Below are 19,910 nucleotides of genomic sequence, written 5' to 3'. Positions count from 1 at the left end.
ATGAAAAAAGTGTTATTGATTGTTTTGTTATTGCTGGTGGTACTGGGTATCGCCGCTGGTGTGGGCGTCTGGAAGGTTCGCCACCTCGCCGACAGCAAATTACTTATTAAAGAAGAGACGATATTTACTCTGAAACCGGGGACCGGACGTCTGGCGCTCGGTGAACAGCTTTATGCCGATAAGATCATCAATCGCCCACGGGTATTTCAATGGCTGCTGCGTATCGAGCCGGATCTTTCTCATTTCAAAGCCGGGACTTACCGCTTTACACCGCAGATGACTGTGCGTGAGATGCTGAAATTACTGGAAAGCGGTAAAGAAGCACAGTTTCCACTACGCCTGGTGGAGGGGATGCGTCTGAGCGATTACCTCAAGCAATTGCGTGAGGCCCCGTATATCAAGCATACGCTGAGCGACGATAAGTACGCCACCGTAGCGCAGGCACTTGAACTGGAAAACCCGGAGTGGATTGAAGGTTGGTTCTGGCCAGACACCTGGATGTATACCGCCAATACCTCCGATGTCGCGTTACTCAAGCGAGCGCACAAGAAAATGGTGAAAGCGGTCGATAGCGCCTGGGAAGGGCGTGCGGACGGTCTACCTTATAAAGATAAAAACCAGCTGGTGACGATGGCATCAATTATCGAAAAAGAAACCGCCGTTGCCAGTGAACGCGATCAGGTTGCCTCGGTATTTATCAACCGCTTACGCATTGGTATGCGCCTGCAGACCGACCCGACGGTGATTTACGGGATGGGAGAGCGTTATAATGGCAAACTTTCTCGTGCAGATCTGGAAACGCCGACAGCGTATAACACCTACACCATAACTGGTCTGCCGCCAGGCGCGATTGCTACGCCGGGGGCAGATTCGCTGAAGGCTGCTGCGCATCCGGAGAAAACGCCGTATCTCTATTTTGTGGCCGATGGTAAAGGTGGTCACACGTTTAATACCAATCTTGCCAGTCATAACAAGTCTGTGCAGGATTATCTGAAAGTGCTTAAGGAAAAAAATGCGCAGTAAGTATATCGTCATTGAAGGGCTGGAAGGCGCAGGCAAAACCACCGCACGCAACGTGGTGGTTGAGACGCTTGAGCAACTGGGTATCCGCGACATGGTTTTCACTCGGGAACCCGGCGGTACGCAACTTGCCGAAAAGTTAAGAAGCCTGGTGCTGGATATCAAATCGGTAGGCGATGAAGTCATTACCGATAAAGCCGAAGTGCTGATGTTTTATGCCGCGCGTGTACAACTGGTAGAAACCGTCATCAAACCGGCACTGGCAAACGGCACATGGGTGATTGGTGATCGCCACGATCTCTCCACTCAGGCGTATCAGGGCGGTGGTCGTGGTATTGACCAGCATATGCTGGCAACGTTGCGTGATGCCGTTCTTGGGGATTTTCGCCCTGATTTAACGCTCTATCTCGATGTTACTCCAGAAGTCGGCCTTAAGCGCGCGCGTGCGCGCGGCGAGCTGGATCGCATTGAGCAAGAGTCTTTTGATTTCTTTAATCGCACCCGCGCTCGCTACCTGGAACTGGCTGCACAAGATAAAAGCATTCACACTATTGATGCAACACAATCGCTGGAAGATGTCATGGACGCGATTCGCACCACCGTGACTCACTGGGTTAAGGAGCAGGGCGAATGAGATGGTATCCATGGTTACGACCTGATTTCGAAAAACTGGTAGCCAGCTATCAGGCCGGAAGGGGTCACCATGCGCTACTGATTCAGGCATTACCTGGCATGGGCGATGAGGCCTTAATCTACGCTCTGAGCCGTTATTTACTTTGCCAACAACCGCAGGGCCACAAAAGCTGTGGTCATTGTCGCGGATGCCAGTTGATGCAGGCGGGGACGCACCCCGATTATTACACTCTTGCTCCCGAAAAAGGGAAGAATGCTCTGGGCATTGATGCCGTGCGTGAAGTCACCGAAAAGCTTAATGAACACGCACGATTAGGCGGTGCGAAAGTTGTCTGGGTCACCGATGCCGCCTTGCTGACCGATGCCGCTGCCAATGCCTTGCTGAAAACACTGGAAGAGCCGCCAGCGGAAACCTGGTTTTTCCTCGCTACACGAGAACTTGAACGCTTACTGGCAACACTGCGCAGCCGTTGTCGCTTGCATTATCTTGCACCGCCGCCGGAACAGTACGCAGTGAGCTGGCTTGCGCGTGAAGTGACAATGTCACAAGAGGCTATGCTAACCGCATTGCGCCTGAGCGCCGGTTCGCCTGGCGCTGCATTGGGGCTGTTTCAAGGGGATATCTGGCAGGCACGTGAGACACTTTGTCAGGCGTTGGCAAACAGCGTGCAATCTGGCGACTGGTATTCGATGTTGTCGGCACTTAACCACGAACAAGCTCCGGCGCGTCTGCACTGGTTGGCAACTTTGTTGATGGATGCGCTCAAACGCCATTATGGCGCTTCACAAGTCACCAATATTGATGTTCCTGGCGTTGTCGCCGCGCTGGCAAACCAGCTTTCTCCCTCTCGCCTGCAGGCTATACTGGGGGATGTTTGCCAAAGTCGTGAGCAGTTAATTTCTGTCACAGGCGTAAACCGCGAGCTTGTCATTACCGATCTTTTACTGCGTATTGAGCATTACCTGCAACCGGACGTTGTGTTACCGGTTCCTCATCTTTAAGAGAGACATTATGTTTTTAGTCGACTCACACTGCCATCTCGATGGTTTGAATTATGAATCTTTACACAAGGACGTGGATGACGTTCTGGCGAAAGCCGCCGCGCGCGATGTGAAATTTTGTCTGGCGGTCGCCACGACATTGCCCGGTTACCTGCATATGCGGGATCTGGTTGGCGAACGTGACAACGTCGTTTTTTCTTGCGGTGTGCATCCGCTAAACCAGAATGATCCCTACGATGTGGAAGATTTACGCCGTCTGGCAGCAGAAGAGGGCGTTGTTGCGCTGGGTGAAACCGGGCTGGATTATTATTACACGCCGGAAACAAAAGTCCGTCAGCAAGAATCCTTCATTCATCATATCCAGATTGGTCGCGAACTGAACAAGCCGGTTATCGTCCATACGCGTGACGCCCGCGCCGATACGCTGGCTATTCTGCGTGAAGAAAAAGTGACGGATTGTGGTGGCGTACTACACTGTTTTACAGAGGACAAAGAAACGGCGGGCAAGTTACTGGATCTCGGATTTTACATCTCCTTTTCCGGCATTGTGACCTTCCGTAATGCGGAACAACTGCGCGATGCCGCGCGTTATGTCCCGCTGGATCGGCTACTGGTGGAAACTGACTCGCCTTACCTGGCGCCAGTGCCACATCGAGGAAAAGAGAATCAACCTGCAATGGTTCGTGACGTTGCAGAATACATGGCTGTGTTGAAAGGTGTTGCCGTTGAAGAACTGGCGCAGGTAACCACCGATAACTTCGCCCGTCTGTTTCACATCGACGCTTCCCGCCTGCAGTCCATCAGTTGAATGAATTTTTTTTAAGCTCGTAATTAATGGTTAAAACGAGTAAAGTTCACCGCCGCAAATTGGGCGGTGGCTAACCATGTTTGAAACATCTTGACATATGTTTTGTCAAAATGTGCAACTTCGCTAAAGACCTGAAGTTGAAACGTGATAGCCGTCAAACAAATCGACACTGAATTATTTTACTCTGTGTAATAAATAAAGGGCGCTTAGATGCCCTGTACACGGCAAGGTTCTCCCCCCTTGCCACGCGTGAGAACGTAAAAAGCACCCATACTCAGGAGCACTCTCAATTATGTTTAAGAATGCATTTGCTAACCTGCAAAAGGTCGGTAAATCGCTGATGCTGCCGGTATCCGTACTGCCTATCGCAGGTATTCTGCTGGGCGTCGGTTCCGCGAATTTCAGCTGGCTGCCAGCCGTTGTATCGCATGTTATGGCAGAAGCAGGCGGTTCCGTCTTTGCAAACATGCCACTTATTTTTGCGATCGGTGTCGCCCTTGGCTTTACCAATAACGATGGCGTATCCGCTCTTGCCGCAGTAGTTGCCTATGGCATCATGGTAAAAACCATGGCTGTGGTCGCGCCGCTGGTACTGCATTTACCTGCTGAAGAAATTGCCGCTAAACATCTGGCGGATACTGGCGTACTTGGGGGGATCATCTCCGGTGCGATTGCAGCGTACATGTTTAACCGTTTCTACCGTATTAAGCTGCCTGAGTATCTTGGCTTCTTTGCCGGTAAACGCTTTGTACCGATCATTTCTGGTCTGGCTGCCATCTTTACTGGCGTTGTGCTGTCCTTCATTTGGCCGCCGATTGGTTCCGCAATCCAGACTTTCTCCCAGTGGGCTGCTTACCAGAACCCGGTAGTTGCGTTTGGTATTTACGGCTTCATCGAACGTTGTCTGGTGCCGTTTGGTCTGCACCACATCTGGAACGTACCTTTCCAGATGCAGATTGGTGAATACACCAACGCAGCAGGTCAGGTCTTCCACGGCGATATTCCGCGTTATATGGCGGGTGACCCGACTGCGGGTAAACTGTCTGGCGGCTTCCTGTTTAAAATGTACGGTCTGCCGGCTGCTGCGATTGCTATCTGGCACTCTGCTAAACCAGAAAACCGCGCTAAAGTTGGCGGTATCATGATCTCCGCTGCGTTGACCTCGTTCCTGACCGGTATCACCGAGCCGATCGAGTTCTCCTTCATGTTCGTTGCGCCGATCCTGTACATCATCCACGCTATTCTGGCTGGTCTGGCATTCCCAATCTGTATTCTGCTGGGAATGCGCGACGGTACGTCGTTCTCGCACGGCCTGATCGACTTCATCGTACTGTCTGGTAACAGCAGCAAACTGTGGCTGTTCCCGATTGTCGGTATTGGTTATGCGATTGTTTACTACACCATCTTCCGTGTGCTGATTAAAGCTCTGGATCTGAAAACGCCGGGCCGCGAAGACGCAACTGAAGATGCGAAAGCAACCGGTACTAGCGAAATGGCTCCGGCTCTGGTTGCCGCATTTGGTGGTAAAGAAAACATCACTAACCTCGACGCATGTATTACTCGTCTGCGCGTCAGCGTTGCTGATGTGTCCAAAGTGGATCAGGCTGGCCTGAAGAAACTGGGCGCAGCGGGCGTAGTGGTTGCTGGTTCTGGTGTTCAGGCGATTTTCGGTACTAAATCCGATAACCTGAAAACCGAGATGGATGAGTACATCCGCAACAACTAATCAGTAGAATGTTGGGGAGACTAAGGCAGCCGAATGGCTGCCTTTTTTACAGGTGTTAATCAGAATTGATACGTGCCAGTAATACTGAAATTACGTGGTGCGCCGTAGACGATAGAACCTTCCACATTGGTATCGTAGGTTTTGTCGAACAGGTTATTGACGTTCCCCTGCAACGAGAAGTTTTTCGTCACCTGGTAGCGGGTGAACAGATCCACCAGCGCGTAGCTACCTTGCTCGGCGCGGAAGGTGCCATACGGTGTCACGGTGTCGGTATACACCCGATTTTGCCAGTTAACGCCGCCGCCGACCGTCAACTCTGGCATGACAGGCAACCGATAGCTGGCAAACATTTTAACCGTGGTACGTGGCAGATTCGGATTAACGGCATTCCCCTCGTTATCTTCCGCCACATAGCGCGTTGCGCCAAACGTCAGCTGCCAGTTGTCGGTAATTGCGCCGTTAAGTTCAAATTCCACGCCTTTACTTACTGTCCCATCCACCGCTTTATAGGCGGTTTCGCCGTTACTGCCCGGGATAGGCATTCCGGTGGACTGGGCGACATTATCCTGCTCAATACGGAAGATGGCTAACGTGGTGGTCAGACGGCTATTCATCCAGTCTGATTTTAGACCCAGTTCGTAGTTGTTACCGGTGATTGGCGCCAGATATTTGCCCGAACTGTCGCGATCATTTTGCGGCTGGAAAATAGAGGTATAGCTGGCATAGGTCGACCAGTTGTCATTGATGTCAAACACCAGACCCGCATAAGGCGTAGTGTGGTTTTTCTCCATGCTGTAAGTCAGCGTATCAACCCGCCAGTTGGTATAACGTGCGCCGAGGATAAGATGCAGCGGATCGGCAAGGGTGACACGAGTGGCGGCATATAACGATTTCATATGTGTGGTATCGTCCTGCGCCAGGCTTTGCGGCGCCCAGTTAGTCTGCGGGAAGTTACCGTTGAAGTTGTAGAAACTGCCAATTTCATTGGGGAAAACGTTAGCCCAGGAGCTGAAATAGCGGTTGTTTTGTTTACTGTAGCTACCGCCGAGCATCAGATTGTGCTGGCGACCAAATAATTCATAACTGCCGTCGGCAAACAGATCCAGCGCGTCAACTTTACGTTTGCCACTGTTCCAGCCAGTGCCGCCAACATAATCAAATCCGGGGCCATAGCTGCCATATGGTCCCACCAGCGTTCCATCTGCTTTATTTACGTAGGCATCGACATACATCATTTTGCTGTCAAATTCGACTTCGGAATGGGTAGCATTCAGCGTCGCCTGCCAGGTATCGGCAAATCGCTGCTTCAGTGACAGAAAGACTTTGTTGATCTCTTTGTCGTTATACGCCCAGTCAGGCGCGGTACTGCGGGCGCGATCGTAACTGTTGCTGCTGCCATCGGTATTCCAGCGTGGCAGGCCGCCCCAGGTCGGGCTGTTAACATCAATACGTTGATATTCATAACCGGCAGAAAATGTGGTCAGCTCGCCCAAATCAGCATCCACAATGCCGGAGAAGAAAGTTTTTTCGCTATTGTAGCGATCCAGCCATAAATCGTTGTTCTGATAGCCGCCAACAATTCGTGCGCGGACTTTACCATCTTCCGTGAGCGGACTTTGTAAATCCGCCACATAACGTTCTTTGTTCCAGCTACCGTATTCCGCCGAGACATCGCCTTTAAATTCACGGCTGGTGGCGTGTTTGCGGACCATATTAATCGCCGCAGAAGGATTGCCGGTGCCGGTCATTAGCCCGGTCGCGCCACGCACCACTTCTACACGCTCGAACAGCGCCATATCCGTGAGTGCGTCGCCCAGATTCCAGCGCGATTCAAAATAGGTGGGGAGGCCATCGACCATATAGTTATCGATCTGGAATCCACGCGAATAATAGAGGGTGCGGTCGGAGTCGGCCTGGCTTTTGCTTATCCCCAGAGTGTTTTCCATCACTTCGCCCAGCGTTTGCAGTTGCTGATCTTCCATTCGCTGCTGGCTGACAATAGTGACCGACTGTGGAATATCACGTTGGGTCATCTGCATTTTAGTACCTACAGAGGTAGACGTTACGCTGTAATCATTTTCGTCATCAACTGGAGCATTGGCAGCCCCTTCAACAATCACTGTTTCTTCGGCGGTTGGCACGGCCAGTGTAGCGGAAGGAAATAAAGCCAGAGCAATGCAGGCTGCGAGCAGCGACGGCGTGGCTGCGGCTTGATGCTGATTATCCCTGTTAAATTGTGTCGAAAGCATCTGAAATCTCTTGATTTATGTTGTAGTCAGGCTCATTCCAGAGGAGGGCGATGAGCAGTAATATTTAGCGCGCTAATAATTTTTTCATGGTAATGCAAATGAGAAATATACGCATTCATATTTAACGTGTAAACCAAAGAGAAAGTGTGTTTTCGGTTCATTCGCAGGCATAAAGGGGAATAATGGCGACGTATGCGGCAGTAAAACGGTTTTTGCTTAATAAATCGTGGGTTAAGGTTGAAAGAGCGGGTTTAACTCGACCATACTCTATACTCGCAGTGTGGCGCGGCGTAGCATGGCGCAACGCATGACTATTTGAAAAAGGAAAATGTCGTGGCAGAAGAAACTATTTTCAGCAAAATTATTCGTCGAGAGATCCCCTCCGATATCGTCTACCAGGATGATCTGGTAACGGCGTTTCGCGATATTTCGCCGCAAGCGCCAACGCATATTTTAATCATTCCTAATATCCTGATTCCTACCGTAAACGACGTCTCTGCCGAGCATGAGCAGGCGCTGGGACGCATGATCACTGTAGCGGCAAAAATTGCTGAGCAAGAAGGCATTGCCGAAGATGGCTATCGTCTGATCATGAACACCAACCGCCATGGCGGGCAAGAGGTGTACCACATCCATATGCACTTGCTAGGTGGCCGTCCTCTGGGCCCAATGTTGGCGCATAAAGGTCTGTAACGATGAGAAAAGGATGCTTTGGGCTGGTGTCTCTGGCGCTGTTATTGCTGGTGGGGTGTCGTTCACATCCGGAGATTCCGGTGAATGAAGAACAATCTCTGGTGATTGAGTCATCTCTTCTGGCTGCGGGCATCAGTGCAGAAAAGCCCGTTCTTTCAATGTCTGATATTCAGCCTTCTGCATCCTCGACGCTTTATAACGAAAGGCAAGAACCCGTTACCGTTCATTATCGTTTTTACTGGTATGACGCCAGAGGGCTGGAGATGCATCCTCTGGAAACGCCCCGCAGCGTTACCATTCCCGCACGTTCGGCGGTAACTCTGTACGGCAGCGCCAATTATCTGGGGGCGCACAAAGTCAGACTTTATCTATATTTGTAAGGGGTGAATCTTGATGACAAAAATGAGTCGCTACGCCTTAATCACCGCGCTGGCGATGTTTCTCGCCGGGTGTGTGGGGCAACGAGAACCTGCACCGGTAGAAGAGGTGAAACCTGCGCCGGAGCAACCTGCCGAGCCGCAACAGCCTGTACCAACCGTGCCATCGGTGCCGACGATCCCGCAGCAGCCAGGGCCAATTGAGCACGAAGATCAAACCGCACCGCCTGCGCCGCATATTCGTCATTATGACTGGAACGGTGCAATGCAGCCGATGGTCAGTAAAATGCTTGGGGCTGATGGTGTGACCGCAGGCAGCGTTCTGCTGGTTGATAGCGTTAACAACCGTACTAACGGCTCGCTGAATGCCGGAGAAGCGACCGAAACGCTACGTAATGCGCTGGCCAATAACGGTAAATTTACACTCGTTTCTGCCCAACAGCTTTCAATGGCCAAGCAGCAGTTAGGTTTGTCGCCGCAGGACAGTTTAGGCACTCGCAGTAAAGCGATTGGCATTGCCCGTAACGTCGGCGCTCATTATGTGCTGTACTCCAGTGCCTCTGGTAACGTCAACGCACCGACCCTGCAAATGCAACTCATGTTGGTGCAGACGGGTGAAATTATCTGGTCAGGTAAAGGTGCCGTTCAGCAACAATAATCCCATCACGCGCGACGAATTATTGTCGCGCTATTTCCCGCAGTACCATCCCGTCGCGACGTTTAATCATGGACTTAGCGGCGGGAGTTTTCTCATTGAACATCAGGATCTGCGTTTCGTTGTGCGTCAGACTCACGATCCTGATGCACTGCAGTCCGTGTTCCTGCGCCAGTATCGGGCGTTATCACGATTACCGGCATACCTTGCACCGAAGCCACATCTCTATCTCCGTGGCTGGATGGTGGTTGACTATTTGCCCGGCGAGGTAAAAACGCAATTGCCGGATACCGACGAACTGGCAGGCTTGCTGTATTATCTGCATCAACAACCGCGCTTTGGCTGGCGAATAACCCTGCTGCCGTTACTGGAAAGGTACTGGCAGCGAAGCGATCCTGCGCGACGGACAGCGGGTTGGCTGCGACTATTAAAACGTCTGCGCAAAATACGGGAACCACAGCCATTACGCTTAAGCCCATTGCATATGGATGTTCATGCCGGAAACTTAGTGCATAGTGCTTCTGGGTTAAAACTCATTGACTGGGAGTATGCTGGTGATGGCGATATCGCGCTGGAACTGGCGGCGGTGTGGGTGGAAAATACTGAGCAGCACCGGCAATTGGTCAATGACTATGCCGCGCGGGCGAAGATTAATCCGGCGCAATTATGGCGTCAGGTCAGGCGCTGGTTTCCCTGGTTGCTGATGCTCAAAGCAGGGTGGTTTGAGTACCGCTGGCAACAAAGCGGCGATCAACAATTTATCAGGCTTGCCGATGACACCTGGCGGCAGCTATCAATAAAACAATAAGGAGAGCAGTGTGGGTCCAGTAATGTTGGATGTTGAAGGTTACGAACTGGACGCGGAAGAGCGTGAAATACTGGCGCATCCGCTGGTGGGTGGGCTGATTCTCTTTACGCGTAACTATCATGATCCTGCCCAGTTACGCGAACTGGTGCGCCAAATTCGCACAGCTTCGCGCAATCATCTGGTGGTGGCGGTGGATCAGGAAGGTGGGCGCGTGCAGCGTTTTCGTGAAGGTTTTACCCGCTTGCCTGCGGCGCAATCATTCGCTGCGCTGTTGGGAATGGAAGAAGGCGGCAAACTGGCACAAGAGGCAGGCTGGTTGATGGCCAGTGAAATGATCGCCATGGATATTGATATCAGCTTTGCACCCGTGCTGGATGTAGGGCACATTAGCGCGGCGATTGGCGAGCGTTCTTACCATGCCGATCCCGAAAAAGCCCTCGCAATTGCCAGCCGGTTTATTGATGGTATGCATGAAGCCGGAATGAAAACCACCGGTAAACACTTTCCAGGCCACGGTGCAGTAACGGCTGACTCACACAAAGAGACGCCGTGCGACCCACGTCCGCAAGCGGAAATTCGCGCCAAAGATATGTCGGTATTCAGCACCTTAATCCGTGAAAATAAACTCGATGCCATTATGCCTGCACATGTGATCTACAGCGATGTTGATCCGCGTCCGGCGAGCGGTTCTCCCTACTGGCTGAAAACAGTTTTACGCCAGGAACTGGGGTTTGACGGCGTGATTTTCTCAGACGATTTATCGATGGAAGGTGCCGCGATTATGGGCAGTTATGCCGAACGTGGGCAGGCATCACTGGATGCGGGTTGCGATATGATCCTGGTCTGCAATAATCGTAAGGGAGCCGTCAGCGTGTTAGATAATCTGTCACCGATCAAGGCAGAGCGTGTTACACGTTTGTATCATAAAGGTTCATTTTCGCGACAGGAGCTGATGGACTCGACTCGCTGGAAAGAGATCAGCGCCCGTCTGAATCAGTTACATGAACGCTGGCAGGAAGAGAAAGCAGGTCACTAACCCTGGCTTATGTGAGGAAGCGATGATTATCTATTTACACGGTTTTGACTCTAACAGTCCGGGTAACCACGAGAAAGTTTTACAATTGCAGTTTATTGACCCGGATGTACGCTTGATAAGCTACAGCACTCTGCATCCGAAACACGATATGCAGCATCTGCTCAAAGAAGTAGACAAAATGCTGCAACTGAATGTTGACGAGCGCCCGCTAATTTGCGGTGTCGGGCTGGGCGGTTACTGGGCAGAACGGATTGGTTTTCTCTGCGATATCCGCCAGGTGATCTTCAACCCCAATTTGTTCCCTTACGAGAACATGGAAGGGAAGATTGATCGCCCGGAAGAGTACACCGATATCGCGACTAAATGTGTGACCAATTTCCGTGAGAAGAATCGCGATCGTTGTCTGGTGATTTTGTCGCGTAACGATGAGGCGCTTAACAGTCAGCGGACATCTGAAGAGTTGCATCATTATTACGAGATTGTCTGGGACGAAGAGCAGACGCACAAATTCAAAAATATCTCCCCGCATTTGCAGCGCATTAAGGCGTTCAAAACCCTCGGTTAAAAGCTATCGTCGGTCGCATCAGGTAACCTTGCTGGTATCTGATGCGCCCCGGATTCTGTAGGTTGGATGAAGCGTCCACGCCGCATCCGACAGCCGTGCACCAATGCCTGATGCGATGCTGCGCATTGTATCTGGCCTACCAAATGCCCTCCATATACGCCTCACTCTCCCGATTCCGCTTAAATAATAAACAACAATCTCTGTTTTTTGATCTCACCCGGTAAATCCGCCTATCTTTTCAGCAACAAAACTTGATTCATATCAATTTTGGTATGACCAATGCACCATTCATGTTATTCTCAATAGCGAAGAGCATTTTCATCACTGTAACCTGCTGTTAATTAAGGGCTATGCATATAACCATTAATTAACAATTGGTTAATAAATTTAAGGGGGTCACGTTGACTACGCCATTGAAAAAGATTGTGATTGTCGGCGGCGGTGCTGGTGGGCTGGAAATGGCGACACAGCTTGGACATAAGCTGGGACGTAAGAAAAAAGCCAAAATTACGCTGGTAGATCGCAATCACAGCCACCTGTGGAAACCGCTGCTGCACGAAGTAGCGACTGGCTCGCTCGATGAAGGCGTCGATGCACTGAGTTACCTGGCTCATGCGCGTAATCATGGTTTTCAGTTCCAGTTGGGTTCTGTAGTTGATATCGATAGAGAAGCGAAAACAATCACCATTGCTGAACTGCGCGACGAAAAAGGCGAACTGCTGGTGCCGGAACGCAAAATCGCTTATGACACGCTGGTGATGGCGCTGGGCAGCACCTCTAACGATTTCAATACGCCGGGTGTAAAAGAGAACTGTATTTTCCTCGATAACCCACATCAGGCGCGTCGTTTCCATCAGGAGATGCTGAATCTGTTTCTGAAATACTCCGCCAACCTTGGCGCGAATGGCAAAGTGAATATTGCGATTGTTGGCGGCGGCGCGACTGGCGTAGAACTCTCCGCTGAATTGCACAACGCCGTCAAGCAACTGCACAGCTACGGTTACAAAGGCCTGACCAACGAAGCGTTGAACGTAACGCTGGTAGAAGCGGGCGAGCGTATTTTGCCTGCGCTGCCGCCACGTATCTCTGCTGCCGCTCACAATGAGTTGACGAAACTGGGCGTTCGCGTGCTGACGCAAACTATGGTCACCAGTGCTGATGAAGGTGGTCTGCACACTAAAGATGGCGAATATATTGAGGCTGATCTGATGGTGTGGGCAGCCGGGATCAAAGCGCCAGATTTCCTGAAGGATATTGGTGGGCTGGAGACCAACCGTATCAACCAGCTGGTGGTGGAACCGACGCTGCAAACCACGCGCGATCCAGACATTTACGCTATTGGCGACTGTGCGTCATGCCCGCGTCCGGAAGGGGGTTTTGTCCCGCCGCGCGCTCAGGCCGCACACCAGATGGCTACCTGCGCAATGAACAATATTCTGGCGCAGATGAATGGCAAACCGCTGAAAAATTATCAGTATAAAGATCACGGTTCGCTGGTATCGCTGTCGAACTTCTCCACCGTCGGTAGCCTGATGGGTAACCTGACGCGCGGCTCAATGATGATTGAAGGGCGTATTGCGCGCTTTGTGTATATCTCGCTGTATCGGATGCATCAGATTGCGCTGCATGGCTACTTCAAAACTGGACTAATGATGTTGGTAGGTAGTATCAACCGCGTTATCCGTCCGCGTTTGAAACTGCATTAATCAACTTGTACTGGCGGATGCGGCGTAAACGCCTTATCCGCCCAGGATAAATGGTACGAGCGGCAGGCCTGATAAGACGCGTTAAGCGTCGCATCAGGCATTCCCTCAGACTCCTCCGAATCCTTAAGTATTTCCTGCTATTCCTGCGCTTTTCATCTTCTGTCTGATGGTTGTTTCACCCCTTCGATTGCATGATTGACATAACTGCAAAGAAGGAGGTGTTCCCGTGAATAAATCAATGTTGGCGGGTATCGGGATTGGTGTCGCGGCTGCGCTGGGCGTAGCGGCAGTGGCCAGCCTGAACGTGTTTGAACGTGGCCCGCAATACGCTCAGGTTGTTTCTGCAATCCCAATCAAGGAAACAGTTAAAACACCGCGCCAGGAGTGCCGCAATGTCACAGTGACCCATCGCCGGCCGGTGCAGGATGAAAATCGCATCGCGGGTTCAGTTCTGGGCGCTGTGGCTGGTGGGGTGATAGGGCATCAGTTTGGCGGTGGTCGCGGTAAGGATGTTGCTACAGTCGTTGGGGCGCTTGGTGGTGGATATGCTGGTAACCAGATCCAGGGCTCTCTCCAGGAACGTGATACTTACACCACCACCCAACAGCGTTGTAAAACGGTGTATGACAAGTCAGAAAAAATGCTCGGTTATGATGTGACCTATAAGATTGGCGATCAGCAGGGCAAAATCCGCATGGACCGCGATCCGGGTACACAAATCCAATTAGATAACAACGGGCAACTGATTCTGAATAACAAAGTATAACAAGGCTGTACTCTGCAATTTAGCCCCTCATTCGCTCAGGCTGAGGGGCTTTTTTTGCGTTTTATTTCACCAGTTCGGGCCATAAACGCAAAGTGGTTTGGGCAATCTGCATCAGTTTTTCCAGCGATGCGCCTTCGCGGGCGCTGATCGACATCCCCTGAATAATACAGTTAAGGAATTCCGCCAGATGCGTCACGTCACAGTGGGTCGGGATTTCCCCGCGCGCCTGTCGTTGACATAAAAACTGCTGCAAAGTGCGCTCTTGCATCGCATGGCGTGATTTCAACGTATTGGCGATATCTCCTGAATCCGGGGAGAGCGTGGTGCAGTTGTTGATCATAAAGCAGCCAGCAGGGGTATCTTTGCTGGTAAAGCAGTTGGCGATGGCAGCGAAATAGTCAGTCAGCGCAGACACCACGCTTTTCTCTTCACAAAACAGTTGTGCTTCGTGCTTTGCGGCAAAACGGTCGATATAGCGATCCAGTACGGCGCGGAATAATCCCTCTTTATTGGTGAACTCCGCGTATAGCGTTGGCGCTTTGGCTCCGGTCGCTTCGACGAGATCGGCAAGAGAAGTCGCTTCATAACCGTGCTGCCAGAACAACTTCATGGCCTTATCAAGCGCGGCTTCCCTGTCGAACACTTTTGGGCGACCACGGCTTTTTTTTACACAATGTGTTGAGTCAGTTGCCATGATGCCGTTGTACCTTTTAGCTGTGAATGAATGGTTATTATAAAAATAATCACTTCCGTTCACCAGTCCAGAAGTCAGAAAAATAATTGTTCTCTATTTAACTGAAATTTAAAGAATTTTCATTTAATTAATGAATGTTATAAAAAACATCTTGTATGTGATCCAGATCACATCTATCATTTAGTTATCGATCGTTAAGTAATTGCTTGCGACGCCATTCATCTGCATAAGGTCACTATTATGAAAAACGTAAAAACCCTCATCGCTGTGGCGATTTTAAGCTCCATGTCATTTGCCAGCTTTGCGGCTGTTGAAGTTCAGGCAACACCAGAAGGTCAACAAAAAGTGGGTACTATCAGTGCTAACGCGGGGACAAATCTGGGATCGCTGGAAGAACAACTGGCACAAAAAGCGGATGAGATGGGCGCAAAATCTTTCCGTATTACTTCAGTAACCGGTCCGAATACCCTCCACGGAACGGCAGTAATTTATAAATAAGCATTAACCCTCATTAATGCCTGTTATTGCTGCTTTTTCCCCGCAACACCCTGTGCTGCGGGGATTTTTTTGTCCGCGATTTACAGCGTTTGTTGATTCACTTGATGACGACGCACATCAACCGGCATTCCGGAACGCACGTCCATTACGTGCTGCATCACTTCGGCGTCAGTTTGCGCAGCATTTTTAAATGCCTGCATCGCACTGTTGAGCGTAATCGGCAACAATTGCGGATCGTCATCTATCTTCTCTGACAGCGGCTGATGCACTTCCACCAGACGTGCGCCGTTTGGTTCGGCGGAGACTTTAATCGGCGTATTGATAATATTCACTTTGGTGCCGGGGCTGACCTGGCTGAAAAGTGTTTTGATATCGTCATCGCGCAAACGGATGCAGCCAGAGCTTACCCGCATACCAATACCGAAATCGGCGTTCGTACCGTGAAGCAAATAGACACCGCCATAGGCCGCCAGACGAATCGCATGATGGCCCATCGGGTTATCCGGTCCTGCCGGAACGACTGGTGGAAGCTCAATCCCCTGGGCTTTATAACGGGCGCGGATGTTTGCCGTCGGCGTCCAGGTTGGGTTTGCACGCTTGTCCGAAACGGTAGTCACCATTGTCGGCGTCAGTGTGTCACCCCCCAACTGACCAATGCCGATGGGGTACACGGTCACTGAATTTTTGCCCGGTGGGTAGTAATAGAGACGCAACTCCGCAATGTTGATCACAATGCCTTCACGCGGCGCGTCTGGCAGTAAAGTTTGCAATGGAATGGTTAACACACTGCCTGCGCGCGGTACATACGGATCAATACCGGGATTAGCCTGTAACAGAGCGAGGAAACCGACGTTATATTTTTTCGCGATAGCTTCCAGCGAACCACCATCGTTTTCCACCACATGAAATTTGTTTTCGCCAACCAGACGACTACCCGCTGGCGGTAGCGGCCAGGTGTTGGCTTTTGCCGGTAGCGCCAGAGCCACGGCAGCGGCGAACGTAAAAAACGTTAGCCAGCGAGAAAAACGCGTTTTGATCATCACCAAAAATCCATAATAAATATAAGGTTATTGTAATAAACAGATAAGCATGAATTATGGATGGTGACAGTGTCGGATAGTGCAGGGAAGTGCAAAGAATTTGTAAATGTTGCAGACGGGGGCGCAGAAACGCCCCCGATTTACCATTAAGCGATCGCGTTCTCTTCCAGTTCACGCATAAACTGGCGTACCCATTCGATACGCGTTTTCCGCTCGCTCAAATCCTGAATAAACTTAAGGCGCGTCGGACCATCAAGGCGGTAATGCTGCGGCTGTTTTTGCAGCAAACCAATCAACCAGGCCGGATTAACGTGATTCTTCTCGGCAAATTCGATCACGCCGCCTTTCTCATTACCTTCCAGCTTCCTGATCCCCAGTTTCTGCGCTTGCTGGCGCAGACGGGCAATATCCAGCAGGGTACGCGCCGGATCCGGCAGCAGGCCGAAGCGATCGATAAGCTCGACTTTGATCTCTTCCAGTTCGCTTTCCGTTTTGGCGCTGGCAATACGTTTATAGAACGACAGACGGGTATTTACATCAGGAATGAAGTCATCCGGCAACAGCGACGGCATCCGCAGTTCGACTTCCGTTTGCTGGCTGGTGAGATCTTCCAGCGACGGCTCTCGTCCGGCTTTCAGTGCATCGACGGCGTTTTCCAGCAACTCCATATACAGCGAGAAACCGATAGTTTCCATCGAACCACTTTGTTCTTCGCCGAGCAGTTCACCGGCGCCGCGAATCTCCAGATCGTGCGTTGCCAGCGCAAAGCCCGCGCCAAGGTCTTCCAGAGACGCAATCGCTTCGAGACGTTTTTGTGCATCGGTAGTCATCGCTTTCGGATGCGGCGTCAGCAGCCATGCATATGCCTGGTGATGCGAACGTCCGACGCGGCCACGCAACTGGTGTAGTTGCGCCAGACCGAAGTGATCTGCTCGTTCAATAATAATGGTGTTGGCGGTAGGGATGTCGATCCCGGTTTCGATAATGGTGGTACAAACCAGCACGTTAAAACGCTGATGATGGAAATCATTCATCACCCGTTCCAGTTCGCGTTCGCGCATCTGCCCGTGACCGATGGCGATCCGCGCTTCTGGCACCAGTTCCGCCAGTCGTTCGGCGGCTTTCTGAATGTTTTCCACGTCATTATAAAGATAGTAAACCTGTCCCCCGCGCAGAATTTCACGCAGGACAGCCTCTCTGACCACCAGACTATCGTACTCACGGACAAACGTTTTAACTGCCAGACGACGGGCGGGCGGCGTGGCGATAATCGACAGATCGCGCATTCCGCTCATTGCCATATTCAGCGTACGTGGGATCGGCGTTGCGGTAAGCGTCAGAATATCAACGTTCGCGCGCATCGCTTTAATGCGCTCTTTATGACGCACCCCGAAGCGGTGCTCTTCATCGACAATCAGCAGGCCTAAATCTTTAAACTTGACGTCACTTTGCAGCAGTTTGTGCGTACCGATCAGAATATCGATTTTCCCTTCCGCCACTTCCGTAAGGATTTGCGTCTGCTCTTTGGCGCTGCGGAAACGGGAGATCATTTCGATGCGTACCGGCCAGTTGGCGAAACGGTCGCGGAAGTTGTCGTAATGCTGTTGCGCGAGAAGGGTAGTGGGCACCAGCACCGCCACCTGCTTGTGGTTCTCTACTGCCAGGAAAGCGGCGCGCATCGCCACTTCTGTTTTACCAAAGCCAACATCGCCGCACACCAGACGATCCATTGCCAGCGGCTGACACATGTCGCTAAGCACCGCATTAATCGCCTGCGCCTGATCCGGCGTGGTTTCGAACGGGAAGCTGTCGCAGAACAATTGGTATTGCTCGCGATCGTGTTTAAACGCGAAGCCCTCTTTGGCGGCGCGTTGCGCGTAGATATCCAGCAATTCCGCTGCCACATCACGCACTTTTTCCGCCGCTTTCTGCCGCGCCCGCGACCAGGCATCGCCGCCAAGTTTATGCAGCGGGGCATTTTCTTCCGCGCCACCGGCGTAACGGCTAATCAGATGCAGCGACGACACCGGGACATACAGTTTGGCGTCGTTGGCGTAAGTGAGCATCAGGTACTCGCCGGTAATGCCGCCAGCCTCCAGGGTGGTCATTCCGGCATAGCGCCCGACGCCGTGCTCCAGATGCACCACCGGCTGACCAATGTGCAGCTCCGCGAGGTTGCGGATCAGCGTGTCAGGGTTGATGGTGCGGCGAGAATCCTGACGACGACGGGCAACGCGTTCACCGAGCAGATCGCTTTCGCAAATCAGCGCCAGATTACGTACCGTATCAACAAAACCATGTTCGGCAGCGCCAATCATCAGATAACGCCCACGGTCGCTGGCCTCATCGAGACGCATAATACGTTGTGGAGCTATTTTAATACGGGCGAGCAGTTCACCGAGTGCTTCACGGCGACCTTCACTTTCTACCGAGAACACCACCGGGCCGTCGAAAGATTCAAGAAATTTACGCAGCGCATCCAGCGGGGCTTTTTGCTGCGCCTGAACGGCAAGGTCTGGCAGTTTCTGAAAGCCTAAATTGGCATTCGCTGCTTTTGTCGGTAAATGTTCATTTTTTAGCTGTACACGCGGCCAGTTTTTCAGCTCTGAGAACAGTTCATCGACCCGCAGCCAGAGCGATTGTGGCGGCAGCAGTGGACGCATCGGATCGACGCCGCGATTCTCAAAACGCGCCAGCGTGTCAGCCTGGAAACGTTCGGCACTGTTTTCCAGATCGCCAGTATTCACCAGCAATGTATTGGCAGGGAAATAACTGAACAGTGGCGGCAACGGTTCGCTGAAGAATAGCGGTTGCCAGTACTCGATCCCGGCAGGCAATGTGCCTTTGCTCACTTGTTGATAAATATGTTCTGGATCGCGTTTTACTTCGAAAGAATCACGCCACTGACTGCGGAACAGTTCAATTGCCGCTTTATCGGTCGGAAATTCGTGCGCGGGTAGCAGGTTGATAGCTTCAACTTCCTCCAGCGTGCGTTGGCTATCGACATCAAATACTCGCAGGCTGTCGATTTCATCATCAAAGAAATCAAGACGATAAGGTAGCTCACTACCCATCGGGAAGAGATCCAGCAATGCGCCGCGCGTGGCGTATTCACCGTGCTCCATCACCTGATTAACATGGCGATAACCGGCGCTGTCCAGTTGGGTACGCAATGCATCTCGTGACAGGCGCTGACCTTTTTTCATCACCAGCGCATGACCGTGGAGAAAACTGTGCGGGCAAACGCGCTGCATAAGCGTATTCACCGGAACAATCAGTACGCCACGTTGCATCGTTGGTAACTGGTAAAGGGTGGAAAGACGCGAGGAGATAATATCCTGATGAGGCGAAAAACTGTCGTAAGGGAGGGTTTCCCAGTCCGCCAGATTCATCACCATCTGGTCGGTGAACTGGCTGATTTCATCATGCAAACGTAGAGCATTTTGCATATCTGGTGCAATGAGCACCACCGGTCCGGTGTGACGTTCGGCAATTTCCGCTACCAGCGTCGCGCAGGCAGCGCCGGTTAACTCGCCCAGCAGACGCTGTTCACCCGCTTTGACGGGCAGCGTATAACGATATTGTTCAGGCATAACGGTTGTCAGATTCTCGTTAGGATATGCCTCAACATATG

Annotated in this window: 18 protein-coding genes; 14 read left to right on the top strand and 4 right to left on the bottom strand. The window is 51.5% G+C overall.

Annotation, left to right across the window (positions count from 1 at the left end):
• The 5 genes from yceG to ptsG all read left to right on the top strand — a co-directional run bounded on the left by yceG (window position 1) and on the right by ptsG (window position 5,189).
• Window positions 1-1,023, top strand: a complete 1,023-nt coding sequence (gene yceG, locus BEG40_RS03455; protein ID WP_105284892.1) for a cell division protein YceG — start codon at window positions 1-3, stop codon at window positions 1,021-1,023.
• The gene (gene tmk / locus BEG40_RS03450) at window positions 1,013-1,654 is read left to right on the top strand and encodes a dTMP kinase (protein ID WP_001257009.1); all 642 of its coding nucleotides are present in this window, start codon (window positions 1,013-1,015) and stop codon (window positions 1,652-1,654) included. Before yceG ends, tmk begins: the two co-directional genes overlap by 11 nt.
• A complete protein-coding gene (gene holB, locus BEG40_RS03445) occupies window positions 1,651-2,655 on the top strand; it encodes a DNA polymerase III subunit delta' (RefSeq protein ID WP_105284891.1) in 1,005 nt (334 codons plus the stop codon). Before tmk ends, holB begins: the two co-directional genes overlap by 4 nt.
• 10 nt (window positions 2,656-2,665) lie before the next feature.
• Window positions 2,666-3,463 carry a metal-dependent hydrolase gene (locus tag BEG40_RS03440; protein WP_000480283.1) on the top strand — a complete coding sequence of 266 codons (798 nt, stop codon included), beginning with the start codon at window positions 2,666-2,668 and terminating at the stop codon, window positions 3,461-3,463.
• A 292-nt stretch (window positions 3,464-3,755) separates the two neighbouring features.
• Complete coding sequence (gene ptsG / locus BEG40_RS03435; RefSeq protein ID WP_000475698.1) at window positions 3,756-5,189, top strand: PTS glucose transporter subunit IIBC; 1,434 nt, start codon at window positions 3,756-3,758, stop codon at window positions 5,187-5,189.
• A 59-nt stretch (window positions 5,190-5,248) separates the two neighbouring features.
• Here the strand turns inward: ptsG and fhuE are convergent, their stop codons facing one another.
• Window positions 5,249-7,438 (bottom strand): ferric-rhodotorulic acid/ferric-coprogen receptor FhuE, encoded by a 2,190-nt coding sequence (gene fhuE, locus BEG40_RS03430; RefSeq protein WP_105284890.1) that lies wholly within the window; start codon window positions 7,436-7,438, stop codon window positions 5,249-5,251.
• A 333-nt stretch (window positions 7,439-7,771) separates the two neighbouring features.
• On the opposite strand from fhuE, the gene hinT reads away from it, so the two are divergent.
• The 8 genes from hinT to BEG40_RS03390 all read left to right on the top strand — a co-directional run bounded on the left by hinT (window position 7,772) and on the right by BEG40_RS03390 (window position 14,044).
• On the top strand, window positions 7,772-8,131 hold the full coding sequence (hinT, locus tag BEG40_RS03425; protein WP_000807125.1) for a purine nucleoside phosphoramidase: 360 nt from the start codon (window positions 7,772-7,774) through the stop codon (window positions 8,129-8,131).
• A 2-nt stretch (window positions 8,132-8,133) separates the two neighbouring features.
• Window positions 8,134-8,511 carry a YcfL family putative periplasmic lipoprotein gene (locus BEG40_RS03420; protein ID WP_001225286.1) on the top strand — a complete coding sequence of 126 codons (378 nt, stop codon included), beginning with the start codon at window positions 8,134-8,136 and terminating at the stop codon, window positions 8,509-8,511.
• A gap of 13 nt (window positions 8,512-8,524) precedes the next feature.
• Window positions 8,525-9,166: a penicillin-binding protein activator LpoB gene (gene lpoB / locus BEG40_RS03415; protein ID WP_000164442.1), complete on the top strand. Its 642-nt coding sequence runs from the start codon at window positions 8,525-8,527 to the stop codon at window positions 9,164-9,166.
• Window positions 9,147-9,971, top strand: coding sequence for a thiamine kinase (gene thiK, locus BEG40_RS03410; RefSeq protein ID WP_105284889.1), 825 nt, complete (start codon window positions 9,147-9,149; stop codon window positions 9,969-9,971). Before lpoB ends, thiK begins: the two co-directional genes overlap by 20 nt.
• A gap of 10 nt (window positions 9,972-9,981) precedes the next feature.
• On the top strand, window positions 9,982-11,007 hold the full coding sequence (gene nagZ / locus BEG40_RS03405; protein WP_000529325.1) for a beta-N-acetylhexosaminidase: 1,026 nt from the start codon (window positions 9,982-9,984) through the stop codon (window positions 11,005-11,007).
• 22 nt (window positions 11,008-11,029) lie between these two features.
• Window positions 11,030-11,572, top strand: a complete 543-nt coding sequence (gene ycfP / locus BEG40_RS03400; protein WP_000587922.1) for an alpha/beta hydrolase YcfP — start codon at window positions 11,030-11,032, stop codon at window positions 11,570-11,572.
• A 401-nt stretch (window positions 11,573-11,973) separates the two neighbouring features.
• Complete coding sequence (ndh, locus tag BEG40_RS03395) at window positions 11,974-13,278, top strand: NADH-quinone dehydrogenase (protein WP_105284888.1); 1,305 nt, start codon at window positions 11,974-11,976, stop codon at window positions 13,276-13,278.
• A 226-nt stretch (window positions 13,279-13,504) separates the two neighbouring features.
• Window positions 13,505-14,044 (top strand): glycine zipper 2TM domain-containing protein, encoded by a 540-nt coding sequence (locus BEG40_RS03390; protein WP_010350841.1) that lies wholly within the window; start codon window positions 13,505-13,507, stop codon window positions 14,042-14,044.
• A 61-nt stretch (window positions 14,045-14,105) separates the two neighbouring features.
• Here the strand turns inward: BEG40_RS03390 and comR are convergent, their stop codons facing one another.
• The gene (comR, locus tag BEG40_RS03385) at window positions 14,106-14,738 is read right to left on the bottom strand and encodes a TetR family copper-responsive transcriptional repressor ComR (RefSeq protein WP_105284887.1); all 633 of its coding nucleotides are present in this window, start codon (window positions 14,736-14,738) and stop codon (window positions 14,106-14,108) included.
• Between the two features lie 240 nt (window positions 14,739-14,978).
• Between comR and bhsA the strand changes: the two genes are divergently transcribed.
• On the top strand, window positions 14,979-15,236 hold the full coding sequence (bhsA, locus tag BEG40_RS03380) for a multiple stress resistance protein BhsA (RefSeq protein ID WP_105284886.1): 258 nt from the start codon (window positions 14,979-14,981) through the stop codon (window positions 15,234-15,236).
• Window positions 15,237-15,316: 80 nt separating this feature from the next.
• On the opposite strand, the gene ldtC is transcribed toward bhsA, so the two are convergent.
• Together ldtC and mfd are read right to left on the bottom strand one after the other, a co-directional pair.
• Window positions 15,317-16,279, bottom strand: a complete 963-nt coding sequence (gene ldtC, locus BEG40_RS03375) for a L,D-transpeptidase LdtC (protein ID WP_105284885.1) — start codon at window positions 16,277-16,279, stop codon at window positions 15,317-15,319.
• Between the two features lie 143 nt (window positions 16,280-16,422).
• A complete protein-coding gene (gene mfd / locus BEG40_RS03370; protein WP_105284884.1) occupies window positions 16,423-19,869 on the bottom strand; it encodes a transcription-repair coupling factor in 3,447 nt (1,148 codons plus the stop codon).
• Between the last annotated feature and the right edge of the window lie 41 nt (window positions 19,870-19,910).

The sequence above is a fragment of the Escherichia sp. MOD1-EC5495 genome, assembly GCF_002965965.1.
GTDB classification, from domain to species: Bacteria; Pseudomonadota; Gammaproteobacteria; order Enterobacterales; family Enterobacteriaceae; genus Escherichia; species Escherichia ruysiae.
Note: the sequence above shows the minus strand (reverse complement) of the source record. Positions and strands in the feature narration are given on the sequence as shown.